This is a genomic window from Rhodanobacter sp. B05, from assembly GCF_002001085.1.
GTDB lineage: Bacteria > Pseudomonadota > Gammaproteobacteria > Xanthomonadales > Rhodanobacteraceae > Rhodanobacter.
The window spans coordinates 132,051-148,105 of sequence record NZ_MUNU01000009.1 but is presented as its reverse complement, the minus strand read 5'-3'; the positions used below and the strand labels follow the sequence as shown (position 1 = coordinate 148,105).

Below are 16,055 nucleotides of genomic sequence, written 5' to 3'. Positions count from 1 at the left end.
GTGGGTTTGCTGACTACACGTTCCGCCCCGTCGTCCGGAGTGGAAGATCAAGAGCGTCTTTACCTATTTCTCGATATGGCCTGCGGCCATATCGAGCACCATCACGATCGCATCCTCGCGCCCGTCCCGCGCCGGGTAGTAGCGCGGGCGCAGGCCGATCTGCCTGAATCCCACCGATTCGTACAGGGTTTTCGCCAACGGGTTCGACGGGCGCACTTCAAGGAAAATACGCTCGGCGCGGTTCCACTTCGCGATGTCGAGCAGTCGCCCCAGCAGATGCCGACCCAGACCGCGGCCGCGATGTTCCGGCCCGACGCACAGATTCAGCAGGTGTGCCTCGCCTGCGCCGGTCGACAGGATGCCGTAGCCGGCAACCACTCCGTCCACGCACAACACCCAGCACGAATGGCCGGCTTTCACGCAGTCGCCGAAAACCCCCGATGACCACGGAAACTCGTAGGAAAGATTTTCCAGGGCGCTCACCGCGGGCAGGTCATCCAGCCGCATCCCGCGCACCTGGATTGCTGGCTTGATCACCGCGACCATGGCTCAGTCTCCTGTCGTGGCCAGGGCGCGGCGCAAGCTGCGCGTCGCGCTCCACAAACGGCGCTTCGCGGCGGCACTGCCCAGCACCAGGCTCGGCTCGTCAGCCAGCACGATGAGCGCCTGGTTCATCACCGTCGCAGGCAGAACCCGCCCCAGCGCATGTGCCTGCGCCTCGCCGAATACCAGGTACGCCTGCGCCACCGGCACGTCGGCGGCCAGCTGGCCCGCTTTCACGCGAAGGCGTGCCGCACGCGCCAGCCACGCACCGCCGGCGCTGAGCGCACGACCCAGCAAGTCGAGTTCGCGCGCGCTGCACTGCTCCGGCAGCACCACCACGCAGGCCACGCCGGTGCCGTTCGGCGCGGGCTCCACTTCGAACGTCGGTGCGGCCGTGGCCGCCCGGCGCACCCATGGCGTCAGCCCCAGTGCCCGTAGCACGCGGATCCGGTGCGCCGAGGCCACTCCCGCAGCCGAACTTGCGCTCATGTCGCCTGACGCCGGCCACGGCGCCGATGGGCGAGCCGCGCCCAGATCGTCCATATCGGTCCGGACAGCAGGTACAGCGTGAAGCTCACCAGCAGCACCTGCGCCGGGGCCAGGTACAGCAGCGCCAGCAGCAGCACCACAATCACCATCCAGGCGAACGGCACGCTGCCGCGATCCCCCATAGGCAACGACTTGAAGCTGAAATACCGAAAGCGGCTGACCATCAGCAGGCCGGTGACCACCACGATCGCGGCACTGGCGAAACACAGCTCGCTGCCGGACCAGCCGGCTTTCTCCATGGTCCACACGAACGACATGTTGACCGCCGCCGCCGCGGGACTGGCCAGGCCCTGGAAATAGCGTTTGTCGGCCACCCCGGCCTGGGTATTGAAACGCGCCAGGCGCAGCGCGGCACAGGCGGCGTAGATGAAGGCGCAGGCCCAGCCGAACTTGCCCCACAGCGGCCCGAGATCGCGCAGGGCCGACAGCGACCATGTATACATCACCAGCGCCGGGGCCAGGCCGAAGCTGACCAGGTCGGAGAGCGAATCGTACTGGACGCCGAACTCGGTCTGGGTACCGGTCATCCGTGCCACGCGGCCATCCATGCCATCAAGCAGCGCGGCAAGGAAAACCGCCACCGCCGCCTCGGTGAAATGGCCACCGATGCTGGAGATAATCGCGTAGAAGCCCGCGAACATCGCTCCCGTGGTAAACAGGTTCGGCAACAGGTAAATGCCACGGTGTCGGGGCGGGCGGACGGGCATGGATTCGCTCATGAATCAGGATCGTGACGGGGTGCTCGCAGTGTAAACCATTGCCCGCTTGAGTCCGGGCCCCCGGAGTGTTAACAAGAGACGTCTACTTTTCCTCAGATTTGGAGAACCCCATGCACCGTCTGCTGATTGCCCTGGCGCTGTTGCTGCTGGCCCCGCTGGCCACCGCCCAAGTGTACAAATGGACCGACGCCAGTGGCACCGTGCATTACTCCGAAGCGCCGCCGGCACAGGGCACCAAATACAGCAAGGTCACCACCACCGGCACGGTGGAGCCCTTGGCCAAACCGGCGCACCAGGCCAACACGGAAGACGGCAGCGGTGGCAGCAACGAGCCCACGGCCGCACCCAAGGCAGTCGCCGATACCCCCGAGAATCGCAAATCCCTGTGCGAGTCGCTGAAGTCCAATCTGGCCGCCCTGCAGGGCAGCGGCCCCGTGGTCATGGAGAAGGACGGCAAGCCCAGCGCACTGGATGCGGCGCAACGCAAACAGCAGGTCGATACCGCCCAGGCCCAGTACAACCAGTATTGCCAGGGCAAGTAATCGACAGCCCTGGCACTCCGGCGCTTGCGGCGCGCGGCTACAATGGCCGCTTTATCCTTACGCCGGAATTGCACGCATGCGCCTCAGCCAATTTCACCTGGCCACCGTCAAGGAAGTTCCCGCCGACGCCGAAATCGTCAGCCACCGGTTGATGCTGCGCGCCGGCATGATCCGGCGGCTTGCTTCGGGCCTGTATACCTGGAGCCCGCTGGGCCTGCGCGTGCTGCGCAAGGTGGAGGCGATCGTGCGCGAGGAGATGGACCGCGCCGGCGCCATCGAAATGCTGATGCCGACCATCCAGCCCAAGGAGCTGTGGGAGGAAAGCGGCCGCTGGGCGAAGTTCGGCCCCCAGCTGCTGAAGATCAAGGATCGCAAGGAGCAGGAGTTCTGCTACGCCCCCACCGCGGAGGAAGTGGTCACCGATTACGCCCGCAACGAGCTCAAGAGCTACAAGCAGCTACCGGTCAATTTCTACCAGATCCAGACCAAGTTCCGCGACGAGATCCGCCCGCGCTTCGGCGTGATGCGCGCGCGCGAATTCCTGATGAAGGACGCCTATTCCTTCCACCTCGACCAGGAATCGCTGGCGCAGACCTATGCCGCGATGTACCAGGCCTATGTGCGCATTTTCACCCGCCTCGGCCTGACCTTCCGTGCCGTCCAGGCCGACACCGGCGCGATCGGCGGCAACGCCAGCCACGAGTTCCAGGTGCTGGCCGATTCGGGCGAGGATGCGATCGCGTTCTCCGACGGTTCCGACTACGCCGCCAACCTGGAAAAGGCCGAAGCGCTGGCACCCGTGGCCAGCCGCCCCGCCGCCACCGCCACGCTGCAGAAAGTGGATACCCCCACGCAGAAGACCATCGCCGACGTCACCACCTTCCTCAAGGTATCGCCGCAGCAATGCGTGAAGACCCTGCTGGTGCGCGGCGTCGATGGCCTGGTCGCGTTGTGCCTGCGCGGCGACCACGAAATCAACGAGGTCAAGGCCGGCAAACTGGCCGAGCTGCCCGGCGTTTCGGTGCTGGCCAGCGAGGAGGAAATCCTTGCCGCCTGCGGCACCCGCCCCGGCTTCATCGGCCCGGTCGGCCTGCCCGACTCGGTGCCGGTGATCGTCGACCGCGACGCGGCGGTGCTCGCCGACTTCGTCTGCGGCGGCAACGCCAACGGCACGCACTACACCGGCGCCAACTGGGAGCGCGATGCCCGCATAACGCGCATCGCCGACCTGCGCAACGTGGTCGAGGGCGATGCGTCGCCGGATGGCAAGGGCATCCTGCACCTGGCGCGCGGCATCGAGGTGGGCCATGTATTCCAGCTCGGCCAAAAATATGCCGAGGCACTCGATGCCACCGTCATCGACGAAAGCGGAAAGGCCCAGCTGATGACCATGGGCTGCTACGGCATCGGCGTCAGCCGCATCGTCGCCGCGGCGATCGAGCAGCGCCATGACGACGTCGGCATCATCTGGCCCGAGGCGATGGCGCCATGGCGCGTGGCGGTCTGCGTGATCAATCCGAAAAACGCCTCGGCGGCGGTCAACGAAGCGGCCGCGGCGCTGTACCAGGCGCTGAGCCAGCGCGGCATCGAAACCGTGCTGGACGATCGCGGGCTGCGTCCCGGCAACATGTTCGCCGACATGGAGCTGATCGGCATTCCGCACCGCGTCGTGGTGAGCGAACGGGGGCTGGCCGCAGGCACCCTCGAATATCGCGGCCGCGCAGAAAGCGAAAGCCGCACGGTCAGCCAGGACGAGCTGTTTGCGCTGCTCGCCTGATTCACCGGCCCACGGTTATTGGACAGTGGCATATTCCTGCGCACGCGATCACTTGATAATCGTGCCGAATAAGAACTCCCGCGTATCGGGATGATTTCCTGACTTTACAAATATTTGTTGAATCGGCGAGAATCACGGACGAATCCGCATTCAGTGCGTCCGTATCGTCCCCATAATCGCGACGCAATTTACCGCCCCACACCCGGAGTCCATAACATGGCCGTCGATATCAAGAGCCTCAACCACAACCAGCTCAATGACCTGATCAGCAAGGCACAATTGCGTCAGGACGAACTGCGCAAGGATAAGGTCGTCAAGCTGCGCCAGAAGGTCCACGCGCTGATCAAGGCCGAGGGCTACACCTTCGAGGACATTTTTGGCGCGGCCCGCAAGGCCAAGCGCAGCGGCGGCAAGGTCGCCCCGAAATATCGCAACCCGGCGAATCCGGCACAGACCTGGTCCGGCCGCGGCAAGCGTCCGCATTGGTTCAGCGACGCGCTGAAGGCCGGCAAGAAGGAAAAGGATCTGACGATCTGATTGCCGTTGCTCCGCAGCGAATGAAAACGCCGGCCCAGGGCCGGCGTTTTCGTTTTCGATGCCCCTCGATCACGCAGGGCCCGGGACGCCAGCGGTCTCTTGCTTTACAGGGATCGCCGCGGGGACACCAGCAATTCACCGAACAGCAGGCCGGCAACCAGCGACACCAGCAGGGTAAGCAGCAGCAGGGCCGTATCCATGCCCAGCGACGTGTCGCGATCCAGCAGGAAGGACACGCTGCGAAAGCCGACGCTGCCCGGCACCAGCAGCAGGATGCCCGGCTCGCGGATCACGGCGCCCGGACGCTTGGCGATGCGCGCATACAGGTTGGCCAGCGCGCCCACCAGCAGGCCACCGATGAAAACGCCGACCGGAGCGCTCGGCAGGCGGCCGGGAATCTCGCCGCCCCAGCGTGTGGCCAGGTAGCCGGCGATCACCGCCACGATCACCGCCGGCCAGTCGCGCCGCGCCGCGCGGAACAGCATGGCGAACGCCACCGCCGCCACCAGCAGCGCCGGCCAGTCGGTCCACGAGGGCAGTGGTGGCAGCGTGAAATCGCGCGCCACGATGCCGAGCGCGGCGCAGACCTGGGTGGCGGCCACCGTGCCGAACGTCAGCTTGAGCAGGGTCGCCGTGGCGCCGCCCAGCCGGGCCATGCCGGAAACCAGATGGCCGCTGGACACTTCGCGCACCGCCGTGGTCAGCGACATGCCGGGAATCAGCACGATCAGCGCCGCCAGTACCACCGGCTTGATCGCCAGCGGCACCACGAAGGCGCTCACCACGATGGCCACCGTCGTCGCCACCATCGCGCAGATCGCGTCACTGGCCACCGCCAGCCGCGGCCGGGTGGCGGAAAGAATCGTGATCCAGCCGATCAACAGGCCGATGAACCCGGCCACCAGCAGATCCACCCACGAACTGTGCAGGAACAGCGCGGCGATACTCGCGGCGGACAATCCGTAGCTGAGCACCGTGGTGATCTTCGCGCGGCGCGTATCGGGTGCGCCCAGCGCGCGCAACAGATGGAAACCCTCGCGCAGATCCAGGTCACCCGCGATGACCCGGTCGGCGATCTCGTCGGCGGCGCACAGCCGCGCCAGGTTCACGTCGCCTGGCGGCAGCCGCATGACCTGGGTCTGCGCCAGGCCCTCGTCAGCCTGCCCGAGTTCGGCGAACGAGATGATGATCGCGGTGGGGCTGGACCACACATCCGCCTGCACGCCGAGTCGCCGGGCGGCACGATGGACCGCCACCTCCAGCCGCGGCGCCGCGGTACCGTATTGGTGCAGCCGCCGCGCCAGTTCCAGCAGGAACGCGATCCGCGTGGTCAGCGCGGCGGTCGCGAAAGGCGGCAACATGGCCTCACTCATGCGGCCGCGCGCACCTTCAGGGTGGTGCCATCGACGGCGATCACTTCCACCGTGCTGCCCAGCGGCAGATCCGGGCCACTGACCAGCCACTGACCATCGCCCACGCGAGCCTTGCCGCGACCGTTGACGATCGCCTCGATCAACTCGTAGCGCTGACCGATCATCTGTTCGGCGCGCCGGTTCAGCCGCGCACTGCCCGGCGCGCGTCGCTCCAGCTTCGGTCGCAGCCAGCGCGCATAGGCGAAGCACGCGGCGAACGCGAGCAGGCCGAACAGGATCGCCTGCGTCAGCAGGCTCAAGCCGGGCGCGACCCACAGCAGCACGCCCATCAGCGCCGCCGCCACGCCGATCCAGAGGAGGAAATAGCCGGGCAGCAGCAGCTCGCCGGCGATCAGCAGCAGGGCGAGGATCCACCAGAGATAATGTGTCGACAATTGCCACATCGCAGGATGCTCCCGACTCAACGCAAGGGTGGCTGGCCGAGCGGGGGCTGGATCGCCACCGACCGCTGCTGCTGACCCAACGATTCCTTCGCCAGCTCGGCGATGCCGGCCAGCGAGCCGAGGATGCCGGTGGCCTCGATCGGCAGCAGCAGCATCTTCTGGTTCGGCGACTTGGCCATTTCCTTCAGCGCCTCGACGTAGTTGTTCGCAACGAAGTAGTTCAATGCGTTGACGTTGCCGTTGGCGATCGAGTTGGACACCATCGTGGTCGCCTTGGCTTCCGCCTCGGCCGAACGCTCGCGCGCCTCGGCGGCGCGGAAGGCGGCCTCCTTCTCGCCTTCGGCGGCCAGGATCACCGACTGCTTCTCGCCCTCGGCCTTGAGGATCGCCGCCTGACGGAAGCCCTCGGCATCGAGAATGTTGGCGCGCTTCTCGCGCTCGGCCTTCATCTGCCGTGCCATCGCATCGATCAGGTCGCGCGGCGGCGCAATGTCCTTGATCTCGATGCGGTTGACCTTGACGCCCCACGGATGGGTCGCCTCGTCCACCACTTTCAGCAGCTTCGCGTTGATCGCGTCGCGCTGGCTCAGGGACTCGTCCAGATCCATCGAGCCGAGCACGGTACGGATATTGGTCATCACCAGCGCCAGCGACGCCTGCTCGAGATTGGACACCTCATACGCCGCCTTCGACGCGTCCAGCACCTGGTAGAACACCACGCCGTCGACGCGCACCACCGCGTTGTCCTTGGTGATCACGTCCTGCGAGGGCACGTCGAGCACCTGTTCCATCATGTTGATCTTGCGCCCGATCGCCTGGTAGATCGGGATCAGGAAATGCAATCCCGGGCTCAGGGTGCTGGTGTACTTGCCGAATGTCTCCACCGTCCACTCGAAACCCTGCGGCACGATGCGCACCAGCTTGACGATGCCGATGATGACCACCACCACGACAACCAGCGCAAGCAACTGTCCGAAACCCATGAAACTCTCCCCATGCCCGTGAAGCCGCCAGTATAGGGGAGTGCACGCCGGTCGAGCAGCGCATGGGACGCGGCTGGCCACAAGCCGGGTTCGCGCCCGGAACGCCGTCTGGCGCAGCGCCACGGCCACTGTCATCCTCGCGTAATATTACCGTGCTGCCATAGTTCGCATAGTCCAATGAGCGACCCATGCAAAAGCGCATCCTGATCATCGAAGACGAGGCCCCGATCCGCGACATGGTGGCGTTCGCGCTGCGTAAGGCGGACATGTTGCCGGTCACCGCCGGCGATGCCGGCGAGGCGCAGCTGGCGATCGCCGAGAAGATTCCCGATCTCATCCTGCTTGACTGGATGCTGCCGGGCATCAGCGGCATGGATCTGGCGCGGCGCTTGCGCCGGGACGACCTGACCCGCGAACTGCCGATCATCATGCTCACCGCGCGCGGCGAGGAGACCGATCGCGTCGCCGGGCTCGACGCCGGCGTCGACGACTACGTCGTCAAGCCGTTCTCCGCGCGCGAACTGGTGGCACGGATCAAGGCCGTGCTGCGCCGCAGCCACGGCGAAGACAGCTCGGGCATGATCGACCTCGGCGGCCTGCGCATCGACGGCCTGGCGCATCGGGTGTACGCCGGCGATCAGCAGGTCACCATCGGGCCGACCGAGTATCGCCTGCTGCATTTCTTCATGACGCACGCCGAGCGCGTGTATTCCCGCGCCCAGTTGCTCGACCACGTCTGGGGCGGCAGCGTGTACGTGGAGGAGCGCACCGTCGACGTGCATATCCGCCGCCTGCGCAAGACGCTGGAAGCCTGCAACCTCGACACCCTGATACAGACCGTGCGCGGCACGGGCTACCGGTTTTCCGCCCACCCCGCGCCCGCGCGCGCCTAGTCGCGAAGTCCGCGCATGCGTCACGCCAATCCGGGGTTTCCCACTGGGCCTGCTGCCGTCCTGGTCGCCACCCTGGTGCTGGCTGCCGTGGCGACGGCGGTGTGGGGGCTGAGCTGGTGGTCTTTCGGCGTGGTTCTCGGCGGACAGATCATCACATTGGCATGGCTGGTTGTGGACATGAAGGCGACGGACCGCGACGCGAAAAATGTGCCGCTCCCCTCCCCCGACCAGAGACAGAAACGTCGTCGTCTGGTGGCCCAGCTGCATGACGTACGTGATGCGGCGGGCGCCCTGCCGGATGCCGTCGTGCTGCTCGATGCCCGGGGAAACGTGCGCTGGTTCAATGCGGCGGCGACCCGCCTGCTCGGGTTGCGCGAGCGACACCCCGAAGGCTCGCTGACCAGGCGACTGGCCGGCAGCGAGCTGGGCACATGGCTGCAGACGGACATGGCCGAGTCGGCCACCGACATGCCGGCCCCGGCGGATCCGTCGCTGCGGTTGAGCGTGACGCTGATGCCGTTCGGCGCGCATCTGCGGCTGCTGCTCGCGCGCGACATAAGCACGCTCAGTCGCCTGGAGCAGGTGCGACGCGATTTCGTGGCCAACGTATCGCACGAGTTGCGCACGCCGCTGACGGTCATCCACGGTTACCTGGAGCTGCTGGATCCGACGGACGTCCCGGAACTGGCTCCCGTGCTCGGCGAGATGCGCATGCAATCGCAACGGATGCGGCAGATCGTCGAGGACTTGCTGACCCTGTCGCGCCTGGAAACCCGTGAAGCCCTGCCCGACGAGGAGGTGGCCATGGTCCCGCTGCTGGAGACGCTGCGTCGCGAAGCCGAGGCACTCAGCCGGGGAAGGCATGGCATCACCGTCGAGGCGAGCAGTCGGGCGCGTTTGCGCGGCTCGATCCACCACCTGCACAGCGCCTTCTCCAACCTGGTCAGCAATGCCGTGCGCTACACGCCCAGCGGCGGCGAGATCGTGATCGGCTGGCGGCAGACCGCCGACGGCGAAGCCGTCTTCTCGGTGCGCGACAGCGGGCTGGGCATCTCCGCGGAGCATCTGGTTCGTCTCACCGAGCGCTTCTATCGCGTGTCCTCCAGCCGCTCGCGCGAGTCCGGCGGAACCGGCCTCGGACTCTCGATCGTCAAGCACGTGCTCAACCTCCACCAGAGCCGCCTGGTCATCGAAAGCGAACCCGGCCGGGGCTCGACCTTCTCCTGCGTGATGGAAGCCTCACGCGTGCTGCCGCCGGAAAACGACGGCAGCAGCCGGGCCGAGGCATCGCCTGACTGAGCCTTCATGCGGAAGGCGCCTGTCGCACAAAAAAATACGGCGTGGAAGGGATCCACGCCGCAGGCCGATTGGGGAGGGGAGAGAGCGGCTTTCTCCAGCTGCCTTGCCATGGAGGGGAGTCACGACAGGCAGAAGCATTGTCACGCTCCAGAATGACAAGCCGATGACATGCATGGGACTGCGCGGAAGCTGCGCCAGGCGCCAGGGTCTGCGCAGGTCGCGCACGGGAGTCACGCCCCCGTCGCGTTGGTGCAATACAACAGCGCGAAGATCCGCAGCAGTCCCGACGGGAGAGCAGCGATGCGGATCACCTTCGTCACGGAAACCTGGCCACCACAAGTGAATGGCGTCGCCCTGACCGTGCGCACGCTCGCCGAAGGCCTGGCCGCACGCGACTGTGAAGTCGAAGTGGTGCGGCCGGGCGCCGACGGTCGCGACGGCAAGGTCGGCCTGGTCTGCGCACGTGGCGTGGCCATGCCGCGCTATCCGAGCGTGCAGTTCGGCCTGCCCGCGGGCAACGCGCTGCGCAGGCGCTGGAACGCACGGCGGCCCGACGCGATCTACATCGCGACCGAGGGCCCGCTGGGCGCATCGGCGATGCGCACGGCCAATGCCCTGGACATACCGGTCCTGACCGGCTTCCACACGCGCTTCCACGACTACGCCGCCCACTACGGCATCGGACTGCTGGCGCCGCTGGTGCGCAACCACCTGCTGGGATTCCACCGCCGCGCGCAAATGACCCTGGTTCCGACCAGGGCCTTGCAGGCCGAACTGATGGACGCCGGCATCGATCACGTGCAGAAGCTGCGCCGCGGCGTCGACACCACCCTGTTCTCGCCGGAACGGCGCGACCCGGCATTGCGCCGGAGCTGGGGCGTGCACGACGACGCCCTGGTGATGCTGTGCGTCGGCCGGATCGCCGCGGAAAAGAACCTCGGGCTCGCCGTGCAGGCGTTCCGGGCCCTGCACGCACACCGCCCCGCCTCGCGCATCGTGCTGGTCGGCGATGGCCCGCAGCACGAGACACTGGCCAGCGCCTACCCGGATGCGTTGTTTGTCGGCACAAAGCGCGAGGCCGAACTCGCCGCACACTACGCCAGCGCGGATCTGTTCCTGTTTCCGAGCCTGTCGGAGACCTTCGGCAACGTCGTGCTGGAGGCGATGGCGTCAGGGCTGGCGCTGGTCGCCTTCGACCATGCGGCAGCGCAGGAGCACGTCGCCAACGGCGTCTCGGGGCTGGTCGTGCCGCCGACGGACGCGCGCGGTTTCATCACGTCGGCCTACCAGCTCGGCCTGGATCCCGAGACGCGCCGGCTGCTGGGCGCCAACGCGCGACGCGCCGCCCTGCGTTGCCCGCCGGATGCGGTGATCGCCGAGTTCGAGAAACTGCTGACCTCACTGGTACGCGGATATCCCGATGACCATCTCCGCGCCGTCGCCTGAGCGAACAGGCCGGGCCCTGGATCCCCGCCTGTGCCTGCTGGCCAGCCGCTGGGCTGAACATCGTGGCGTGCATCGGACGTTCGGCGCGGTCAGCCGCCTGGGCGACGGCTGGCTCTGGTATGGACTGATGGCTGCGCTGGCGACCTGCGCCGGCAGGCGCGGCCTGCATGCCGCCCTGCAAATGCTGTGCACCGGCATCGTTGCGTGGCTGCTGTACCGGACACTGAAGCGCCGCACCCGCCGCTTGCGGCCGTTCCGCGTGCACTCCGGCGTGGTCGCGCGTGCGCCACCACTGGACGAATACAGTTTCCCGTCCGGGCACACGCTGCATGCCGTGAGCTTCGGCATCGTCGCCACCGCCTGGTTTCCCGTGCTGGCCCCGCCGCTGGCCCTGTTCGCCGTGCTGGTGGCGATGTCGCGGGTGATCCTTGGCCTGCACTATCCGACCGACGTGCTCGCCGGCGCAGCGCTCGGCGCGCTGCTCGGCGTCGGCTCGCTGTGGCTCGACCCCCTGCTGCTCGGCGCACTCGCCGCCGTTTGAAACCACCCCGTTGAAAACTCCCGCCGACTGTCATCGGGATGTCATGCAGCGGCGCTCCAATCGCGGATAGACCGACCTGCATGTTGCGGCGTGCGCCCCTGCGCCGCCGGCGGTTGCCGCCAACCAGCCCGAGCCCATGACGAATCCCGCGACCGCACCGCAAGACGCCGCGTCAGAGCCGGCCGGCATGGACTTGCGGGCGCCGGAGCTCTACCTCAACCACGAACTTTCCGCGCTCGAATTCAACTTCAGGGTACTGGCACAGGCGCGCACCGCCACGGTGCCGCTGCTGGAACGGCTGCACTTCCTGTGCATTTCCGTGCGCAACCTCGACGAATTCTTCGAGGTGCGCGTGGCCAGCCTCCGGCACTGGATCGCCTATGGCGACGCGCGCCCGGGCCCGGACGGCATGCCCTTGAGCGAGGTGCTGGCACGGGTACGCGAAAGCGCCACCCGGCTGATGCACGCCCAGTACGAAACATGGAACGACGAACTGCGTCCGGCGATGGCCCGTGAAGGCATCGTCTTCAGCGACAGCACGCAATGGTCGCCGGCGCAGACGCGCTGGGCGCGCGAACTTTTCCAGCGCGAGATCCTGCCGGTGCTGTCGCCGCTGGGGCTGAATTCGGCCCATCCATTTCCGCGGATCCTCAACAAGAGCCTCAACGTCGCGGTGGTGCTGCACGGCGAGGACGCGTTCGCACGCGAGGGCAATGTCGCCGTGGTGCGCGCACCCCGCTCGCTGCCGCGCGTGATCCGCATGCCGCCGGGCGTCGCCAATGTGCCGCACCAGTTCGTGTTTCTCTCCACCCTGCTCGAGGCATTCGCCGACGCGATGTTTCCCGGCATGGCGATCCGCGGCGCCTGCCAGTTCCGCGTCACGCGCGATTCCGAACTGGAACTCGAAGACGACGATACCGAGAATCTGGCGCGCGTACTGAGCGTGGAATTGCGCGATCGCGGTTATGCCGAAGCGGTGCGGCTCGAACTCGGCGAGGGTTGCACGCCGGCGATACGACAGATGCTGCTCGACAACTTCGGCCTGACGGATGCCGACGTGTATCTGTGCGGTGGCCCGGTCAATCTGCATCGCGTGTCGGCGGTCTACGACATGGTCGATCGCCCGGACCTGAAATACCCGCCATTCGTGCCGACCGTGCCGCGGCCGTTCACGACCGACGCCGGCATTTTCGAGACCATCGCCCAGGGCGACCTGCTGCTGCACCATCCGTTCGAATCCTTCACGCCGGTGCTCGAACTGCTGCGCCAGGCCAGCGTGGATGCCGATGTGCTGGCGATCCGGCAGACGCTTTATCGCGTCGGCGAGGATTCGCCCCTGATCGGATACCTGGTCGATGCCGCCAGATCCGGCAAGGAAGTGACCGTCGTCATCGAACTGCGCGCGCGCTTCGATGAGGAAGCGAACATCCGCCTGGCCGACCGCCTGCAGGAAGCGGGCGTGCAGGTCGTGTATGGCGTCGTCGGCTACAAGACCCACGCCAAGATGCTGCTGATCGTGCGCCGCGAACGGGGCGTGCTGTGCCGCTATGCCCACCTGTCCACCGGCAATTACCACCAGGCCACCAGCCGCCTGTATACCGACATCGGCCTGATGACCAGGGACGCCGGCATCTGCGCGGACGTGGGCAGGATCTTCCAGCAGCTGTGCAGCCTCGGGCCGGTGGTCGAGCTGGAACACGTGCTGCAGTCGCCCTTCAGCCTGCACCGCGGCCTGCTGGCCCTGGTCGAGCGCGAGATCGCGCAGGCGCGCGCGGGGAACCCGGCCCGGATCGTCGCGCGCATGAACGCACTGAACGAACCTTCCATGGTCGAGGCGCTCTATGGCGCCTCCTGCGCCGGCGTCGAGATCGACCTGATCGTACGCGGCTCCTGCATGCTTCGCCCCGGGCTGCCCGGCGTTTCGGAACGTATCCGCGTGCGTTCGGTGCTGGGGCGCTTTCTCGAGCACAGCCGCGTGTACTGGTTCGCCAACGGCGGCGACGCGGAACTCTACTGCTCGTCGGCCGACTGGATGGAGCGCAATCTGCTGCGCCGTGTCGAGGCATGTTTCCCGATACGCGACGCCCGTCTCGCGGCGCGCATCTTCCGGGAAACGCTGCAAAACTACCTGGACGACAACGTGCAGGCGTGGCTGCTGGACGCCAGTGGCCAATACCACCGCGCCACGCCGGGCGACGCGCCCCCGCATTCGGCGCAGCAGTGGCTGCTGGAACAGCTCAGGCCCTGAATCGGGATTCGCTTGCTGCCAGCTCCCGGATCGATGCCGGCACCGGCAACATCCGGCGCCTCCCGATCGCGTGCCATGACCTGCGCTGCTGCCCTTCGACGACGCCCTGCCGGGTTTCCGGATGGACCGACGACCCGCGCGCCTTCCAGTATTCCGGCGCATCTCCGGATGCTTCAACGGACGCTGGGCGAATGCGCCATGTTTCGCACACCGGAAAAAACAAACGGCGGGCCATCCAGGCCCGCCGTTTTCCTTCCGTGGGTGAAACTCCGTTGCGATAAACGTTGCCAACCGTTATCCGGATGACCGCAGTATGCCGCGGCTGTGTGACAGTTTCAGAACGCCACTTCGCCGAACACGCCGATCTCGTTGGTCTTCACGTTCTGCACGTGCGGCGGCACCGGGGTGCCGACCGACTTGTCGGCCTTCTCGTGCTTCCACACACCGGCCAGCTTGAAGCCCTTGGTCACCTGGTACTCGACACCGGCGTTGTAGTAGACATCCTTGTTGGCGCTGTCCAGGGTCTTGCTGAGCTTGGCGTTGTCGTAGCGGGCAAACAGACTCACGCCGTCGGCGATCGCCACGCTGCCCCACACCGAATAACCGTCCGACTTGTCGCTGAACGGGGTCAGCACGTTGTTCCAGTCCTTGGCGGTGAAGTACTCGGCACCGAGGCGGAACGCATCGCTGGCGTAGGCCACCATCAGGTTGCCGCGCTGTGCGGTGTTCGGTGCGCTGGTGGTTTCGGTCTCCTGACCGCGATGGCCGCTGTAGCCGCCGATCGCCACGATCATGTTCTCGAATGGCACGAAGCCGATACGGCCCTCGAAATCCACACCCTTGCTGCGACCCGGGTTCTTGTAGCCATTGCCGTTGACCACCGACACCGCGTAGTTGAACGACTTGCTGGCACCGATGTCGCCACCCAGGTGCAGGCCCCAGTCGGCCGAGTTGCCGTACTTCAGGCGATCGGTCAGGGTCGGCTCGACATAGCGGAAGCCGTAGTACTTCTCGGCGAACGGGATCCACGGCATGTCGGCCGAACCGACGCGGAACACGGCCGCCTGGTCGAACTTCGCCTGCAGGTAGGCCTTCTTGACGAACAGGTTGGTTTCACCGTCGTTGCTGACGTAGTTGAAGTCGGTGGTGAGGTTGGCCGACCACACGTCGTTGAACTTGTGGTCGACGCCGAGGTAGAAGCGCTTCACGTCCAGACCGAGGCCGGATGCGCTGGTCTTGCCCGTGTCGCTGTTCTTCTGGTCGATGCCGGTGAAGTCGAAATACATCTTGCCGGACAGCGTGGTGTTGTTGATCGCCTTCTCCAGTGCCGCGAGCTTCTTGTCGCTGGCCGCCGTCACATTGGTGGCTTTCTCCACCGCCTGGCCGGTGCTGACGTTGATGTCGGACTGGGCATCGGTGCGCTGCTCCAGTGCATCCACCTTGGCCTGCAGCGCAGCCAGCTGCGCCTTCAGCAACTCGACTTCGCTGCTGCTGACGACTTGCTGTGCCGGCGCAGCGGCGGCCGTGAAACTGGTAACGCCGAGGCCGGCGACGATCGCCAACGCAATCAATTTGAAACGCATGTAATTCTCCGCAAGTTGGGTTGGATACATATCGACTGCCCCTCGATCCGACGGCCGGCTAGCGATTCGTTAACAAGTCTGCCGAGGCTTTTTTACGACTGGATGCATCTTTCGTGACAAATTCGAGACAGCGCGCAACGAAGGCACTCGATGCGCCGACATGGGTGACTGAACCTGCGTCGCGGACGGAGACCATCGGCAGCAGCTGCTGCGCCTCGCATGGCCAGAGGTTTCCGCGATTTTCGGACCGTCATGGTGGACGTGATCAGCGGTTGTTCCGATGCTGAATGCGATGCCCCGCAGAAAATCGCAGCTGTGCTGCCGGCCGCACCTTCGACAGCCACGAGGTACCTTCGGCGCTGTACGATGCCAGACGCACCGCCAAGCTGTTCTGCGGCGTGGTCAACCGCTGGCTTCCTGGAGCTGTTCGAACAGGCACACAGGGGCCTCGACGCGGCCAGAACTGCGGGTGCGGCGGGCGCTCCGTCAGCGGCAGATGACAATTCGCGTGGACTGTCATCTGTCTGAAACATTCATTTCATCCAATAGCAACACGAAGGACCTGAAATGGCGTGGTCG

At 66.2% G+C, this 16,055-nt stretch carries 15 protein-coding genes; 8 read left to right on the top strand and 7 right to left on the bottom strand.

Annotated features, from left to right (window positions below):
* Positions 1-63: 63 nt before the first annotated feature.
* Genes rimI through pssA form a run of 3 tightly spaced genes read right to left on the bottom strand, consistent with a single transcriptional unit; the run spans position 64 to position 1,811 of the window.
* On the bottom strand, positions 64-546 hold the full coding sequence (rimI, locus tag B0E47_RS03725; protein ID WP_077512658.1) for a ribosomal protein S18-alanine N-acetyltransferase: 483 nt from the start codon (positions 544-546) through the stop codon (positions 64-66).
* A 3-nt stretch (positions 547-549) separates the two neighbouring features.
* Positions 550-1,032 carry a hypothetical protein gene (locus B0E47_RS03720; RefSeq protein WP_077512656.1) on the bottom strand — a complete coding sequence of 161 codons (483 nt, stop codon included), beginning with the start codon at positions 1,030-1,032 and terminating at the stop codon, positions 550-552.
* The gene (gene pssA, locus B0E47_RS03715; protein WP_077512654.1) at positions 1,029-1,811 is read right to left on the bottom strand and encodes a CDP-diacylglycerol--serine O-phosphatidyltransferase; all 783 of its coding nucleotides are present in this window, start codon (positions 1,809-1,811) and stop codon (positions 1,029-1,031) included. The genes B0E47_RS03720 and pssA overlap by 4 nt, the downstream gene beginning before the upstream one ends.
* Before the next feature lie 110 nt (positions 1,812-1,921).
* On the opposite strand from pssA, the gene B0E47_RS03710 reads away from it, so the two are divergent.
* The 3 genes from B0E47_RS03710 (at position 1,922) to B0E47_RS03700 (ending at position 4,667) form a co-directional block, all read left to right on the top strand.
* Complete coding sequence (locus B0E47_RS03710) at positions 1,922-2,353, top strand: DUF4124 domain-containing protein (protein ID WP_077512652.1); 432 nt, start codon at positions 1,922-1,924, stop codon at positions 2,351-2,353.
* A gap of 76 nt (positions 2,354-2,429) precedes the next feature.
* On the top strand, positions 2,430-4,130 hold the full coding sequence (locus B0E47_RS03705; RefSeq protein WP_077512650.1) for a proline--tRNA ligase: 1,701 nt from the start codon (positions 2,430-2,432) through the stop codon (positions 4,128-4,130).
* Positions 4,131-4,346: 216 nt separating this feature from the next.
* Positions 4,347-4,667 carry an H-NS histone family protein gene (locus tag B0E47_RS03700; RefSeq protein WP_077512649.1) on the top strand — a complete coding sequence of 107 codons (321 nt, stop codon included), beginning with the start codon at positions 4,347-4,349 and terminating at the stop codon, positions 4,665-4,667.
* A 104-nt stretch (positions 4,668-4,771) separates the two neighbouring features.
* Here the strand turns inward: B0E47_RS03700 and B0E47_RS03695 are convergent, their stop codons facing one another.
* Genes B0E47_RS03695 through B0E47_RS03685 form a run of 3 tightly spaced genes read right to left on the bottom strand, consistent with a single transcriptional unit; the run spans position 4,772 to position 7,466 of the window.
* Complete coding sequence (locus tag B0E47_RS03695; RefSeq protein WP_077512647.1) at positions 4,772-6,040, bottom strand: threonine/serine exporter family protein; 1,269 nt, start codon at positions 6,038-6,040, stop codon at positions 4,772-4,774.
* Complete coding sequence (locus tag B0E47_RS03690) at positions 6,037-6,483, bottom strand: NfeD family protein (protein WP_077512645.1); 447 nt, start codon at positions 6,481-6,483, stop codon at positions 6,037-6,039. Before B0E47_RS03690 ends, B0E47_RS03695 begins: the two co-directional genes overlap by 4 nt.
* A gap of 17 nt (positions 6,484-6,500) precedes the next feature.
* Positions 6,501-7,466: an SPFH domain-containing protein gene (locus B0E47_RS03685; protein ID WP_077512643.1), complete on the bottom strand. Its 966-nt coding sequence runs from the start codon at positions 7,464-7,466 to the stop codon at positions 6,501-6,503.
* A gap of 188 nt (positions 7,467-7,654) precedes the next feature.
* Between B0E47_RS03685 and phoB the strand changes: the two genes are divergently transcribed.
* From phoB to ppk1, 5 genes are all read left to right on the top strand, one after another.
* Positions 7,655-8,359 (top strand): phosphate regulon transcriptional regulator PhoB, encoded by a 705-nt coding sequence (phoB, locus tag B0E47_RS03680; protein WP_077512641.1) that lies wholly within the window; start codon positions 7,655-7,657, stop codon positions 8,357-8,359.
* A gap of 177 nt (positions 8,360-8,536) precedes the next feature.
* On the top strand, positions 8,537-9,658 hold the full coding sequence (phoR, locus tag B0E47_RS03675; protein WP_254422791.1) for a phosphate regulon sensor histidine kinase PhoR: 1,122 nt from the start codon (positions 8,537-8,539) through the stop codon (positions 9,656-9,658).
* Between the two features lie 300 nt (positions 9,659-9,958).
* The gene (locus tag B0E47_RS03670; RefSeq protein ID WP_077512637.1) at positions 9,959-11,104 is read left to right on the top strand and encodes a glycosyltransferase family 1 protein; all 1,146 of its coding nucleotides are present in this window, start codon (positions 9,959-9,961) and stop codon (positions 11,102-11,104) included.
* Positions 11,079-11,645 carry a phosphatase PAP2 family protein gene (locus B0E47_RS03665; RefSeq protein WP_077512635.1) on the top strand — a complete coding sequence of 189 codons (567 nt, stop codon included), beginning with the start codon at positions 11,079-11,081 and terminating at the stop codon, positions 11,643-11,645. The genes B0E47_RS03670 and B0E47_RS03665 overlap by 26 nt, the downstream gene beginning before the upstream one ends.
* A 136-nt stretch (positions 11,646-11,781) precedes the next feature.
* Positions 11,782-13,893 (top strand): polyphosphate kinase 1, encoded by a 2,112-nt coding sequence (gene ppk1, locus B0E47_RS03660; RefSeq protein WP_077512633.1) that lies wholly within the window; start codon positions 11,782-11,784, stop codon positions 13,891-13,893.
* Positions 13,894-14,228: 335 nt separating this feature from the next.
* Here the strand turns inward: ppk1 and B0E47_RS03655 are convergent, their stop codons facing one another.
* The gene (locus B0E47_RS03655) at positions 14,229-15,476 is read right to left on the bottom strand and encodes a porin (RefSeq protein WP_077512710.1); all 1,248 of its coding nucleotides are present in this window, start codon (positions 15,474-15,476) and stop codon (positions 14,229-14,231) included.
* Between the last annotated feature and the right edge of the window lie 579 nt (positions 15,477-16,055).

Bases quoted from the DNA above. Each gene is read 5' to 3' on its own strand.
- pssA (WP_077512654.1), bottom strand. From the start codon at position 1,811: ATGAGCGAATCCATGCCCGTCCGCCCGCCCCGACACCGTGGCATTTAC.
- B0E47_RS03720 (WP_077512656.1), bottom strand. From the start codon at position 1,032: ATGAGCGCAAGTTCGGCTGCGGGAGTGGCCTCGGCGCACCGGATCCGC.
- rimI (WP_077512658.1), bottom strand. From the start codon at position 546: ATGGTCGCGGTGATCAAGCCAGCAATCCAGGTGCGCGGGATGCGGCTG.
- phoB (WP_077512641.1), top strand. From the start codon at position 7,655: ATGCAAAAGCGCATCCTGATCATCGAAGACGAGGCCCCGATCCGCGAC.
- B0E47_RS03705 (WP_077512650.1), top strand. From the start codon at position 2,430: ATGCGCCTCAGCCAATTTCACCTGGCCACCGTCAAGGAAGTTCCCGCC.
- B0E47_RS03710 (WP_077512652.1), top strand. From the start codon at position 1,922: ATGCACCGTCTGCTGATTGCCCTGGCGCTGTTGCTGCTGGCCCCGCTG.
- B0E47_RS03700 (WP_077512649.1), top strand. From the start codon at position 4,347: ATGGCCGTCGATATCAAGAGCCTCAACCACAACCAGCTCAATGACCTG.
- B0E47_RS03690 (WP_077512645.1), bottom strand. From the start codon at position 6,483: ATGTGGCAATTGTCGACACATTATCTCTGGTGGATCCTCGCCCTGCTG.
- B0E47_RS03665 (WP_077512635.1), top strand. From the start codon at position 11,079: ATGACCATCTCCGCGCCGTCGCCTGAGCGAACAGGCCGGGCCCTGGAT.
- B0E47_RS03685 (WP_077512643.1), bottom strand. From the start codon at position 7,466: ATGGGTTTCGGACAGTTGCTTGCGCTGGTTGTCGTGGTGGTGGTCATC.
- B0E47_RS03695 (WP_077512647.1), bottom strand. From the start codon at position 6,040: ATGAGTGAGGCCATGTTGCCGCCTTTCGCGACCGCCGCGCTGACCACG.
- phoR (WP_254422791.1), top strand. From the start codon at position 8,537: ATGAAGGCGACGGACCGCGACGCGAAAAATGTGCCGCTCCCCTCCCCC.
- ppk1 (WP_077512633.1), top strand. From the start codon at position 11,782: ATGACGAATCCCGCGACCGCACCGCAAGACGCCGCGTCAGAGCCGGCC.
- B0E47_RS03655 (WP_077512710.1), bottom strand. From the start codon at position 15,476: ATGCGTTTCAAATTGATTGCGTTGGCGATCGTCGCCGGCCTCGGCGTT.
- B0E47_RS03670 (WP_077512637.1), top strand. From the start codon at position 9,959: ATGCGGATCACCTTCGTCACGGAAACCTGGCCACCACAAGTGAATGGC.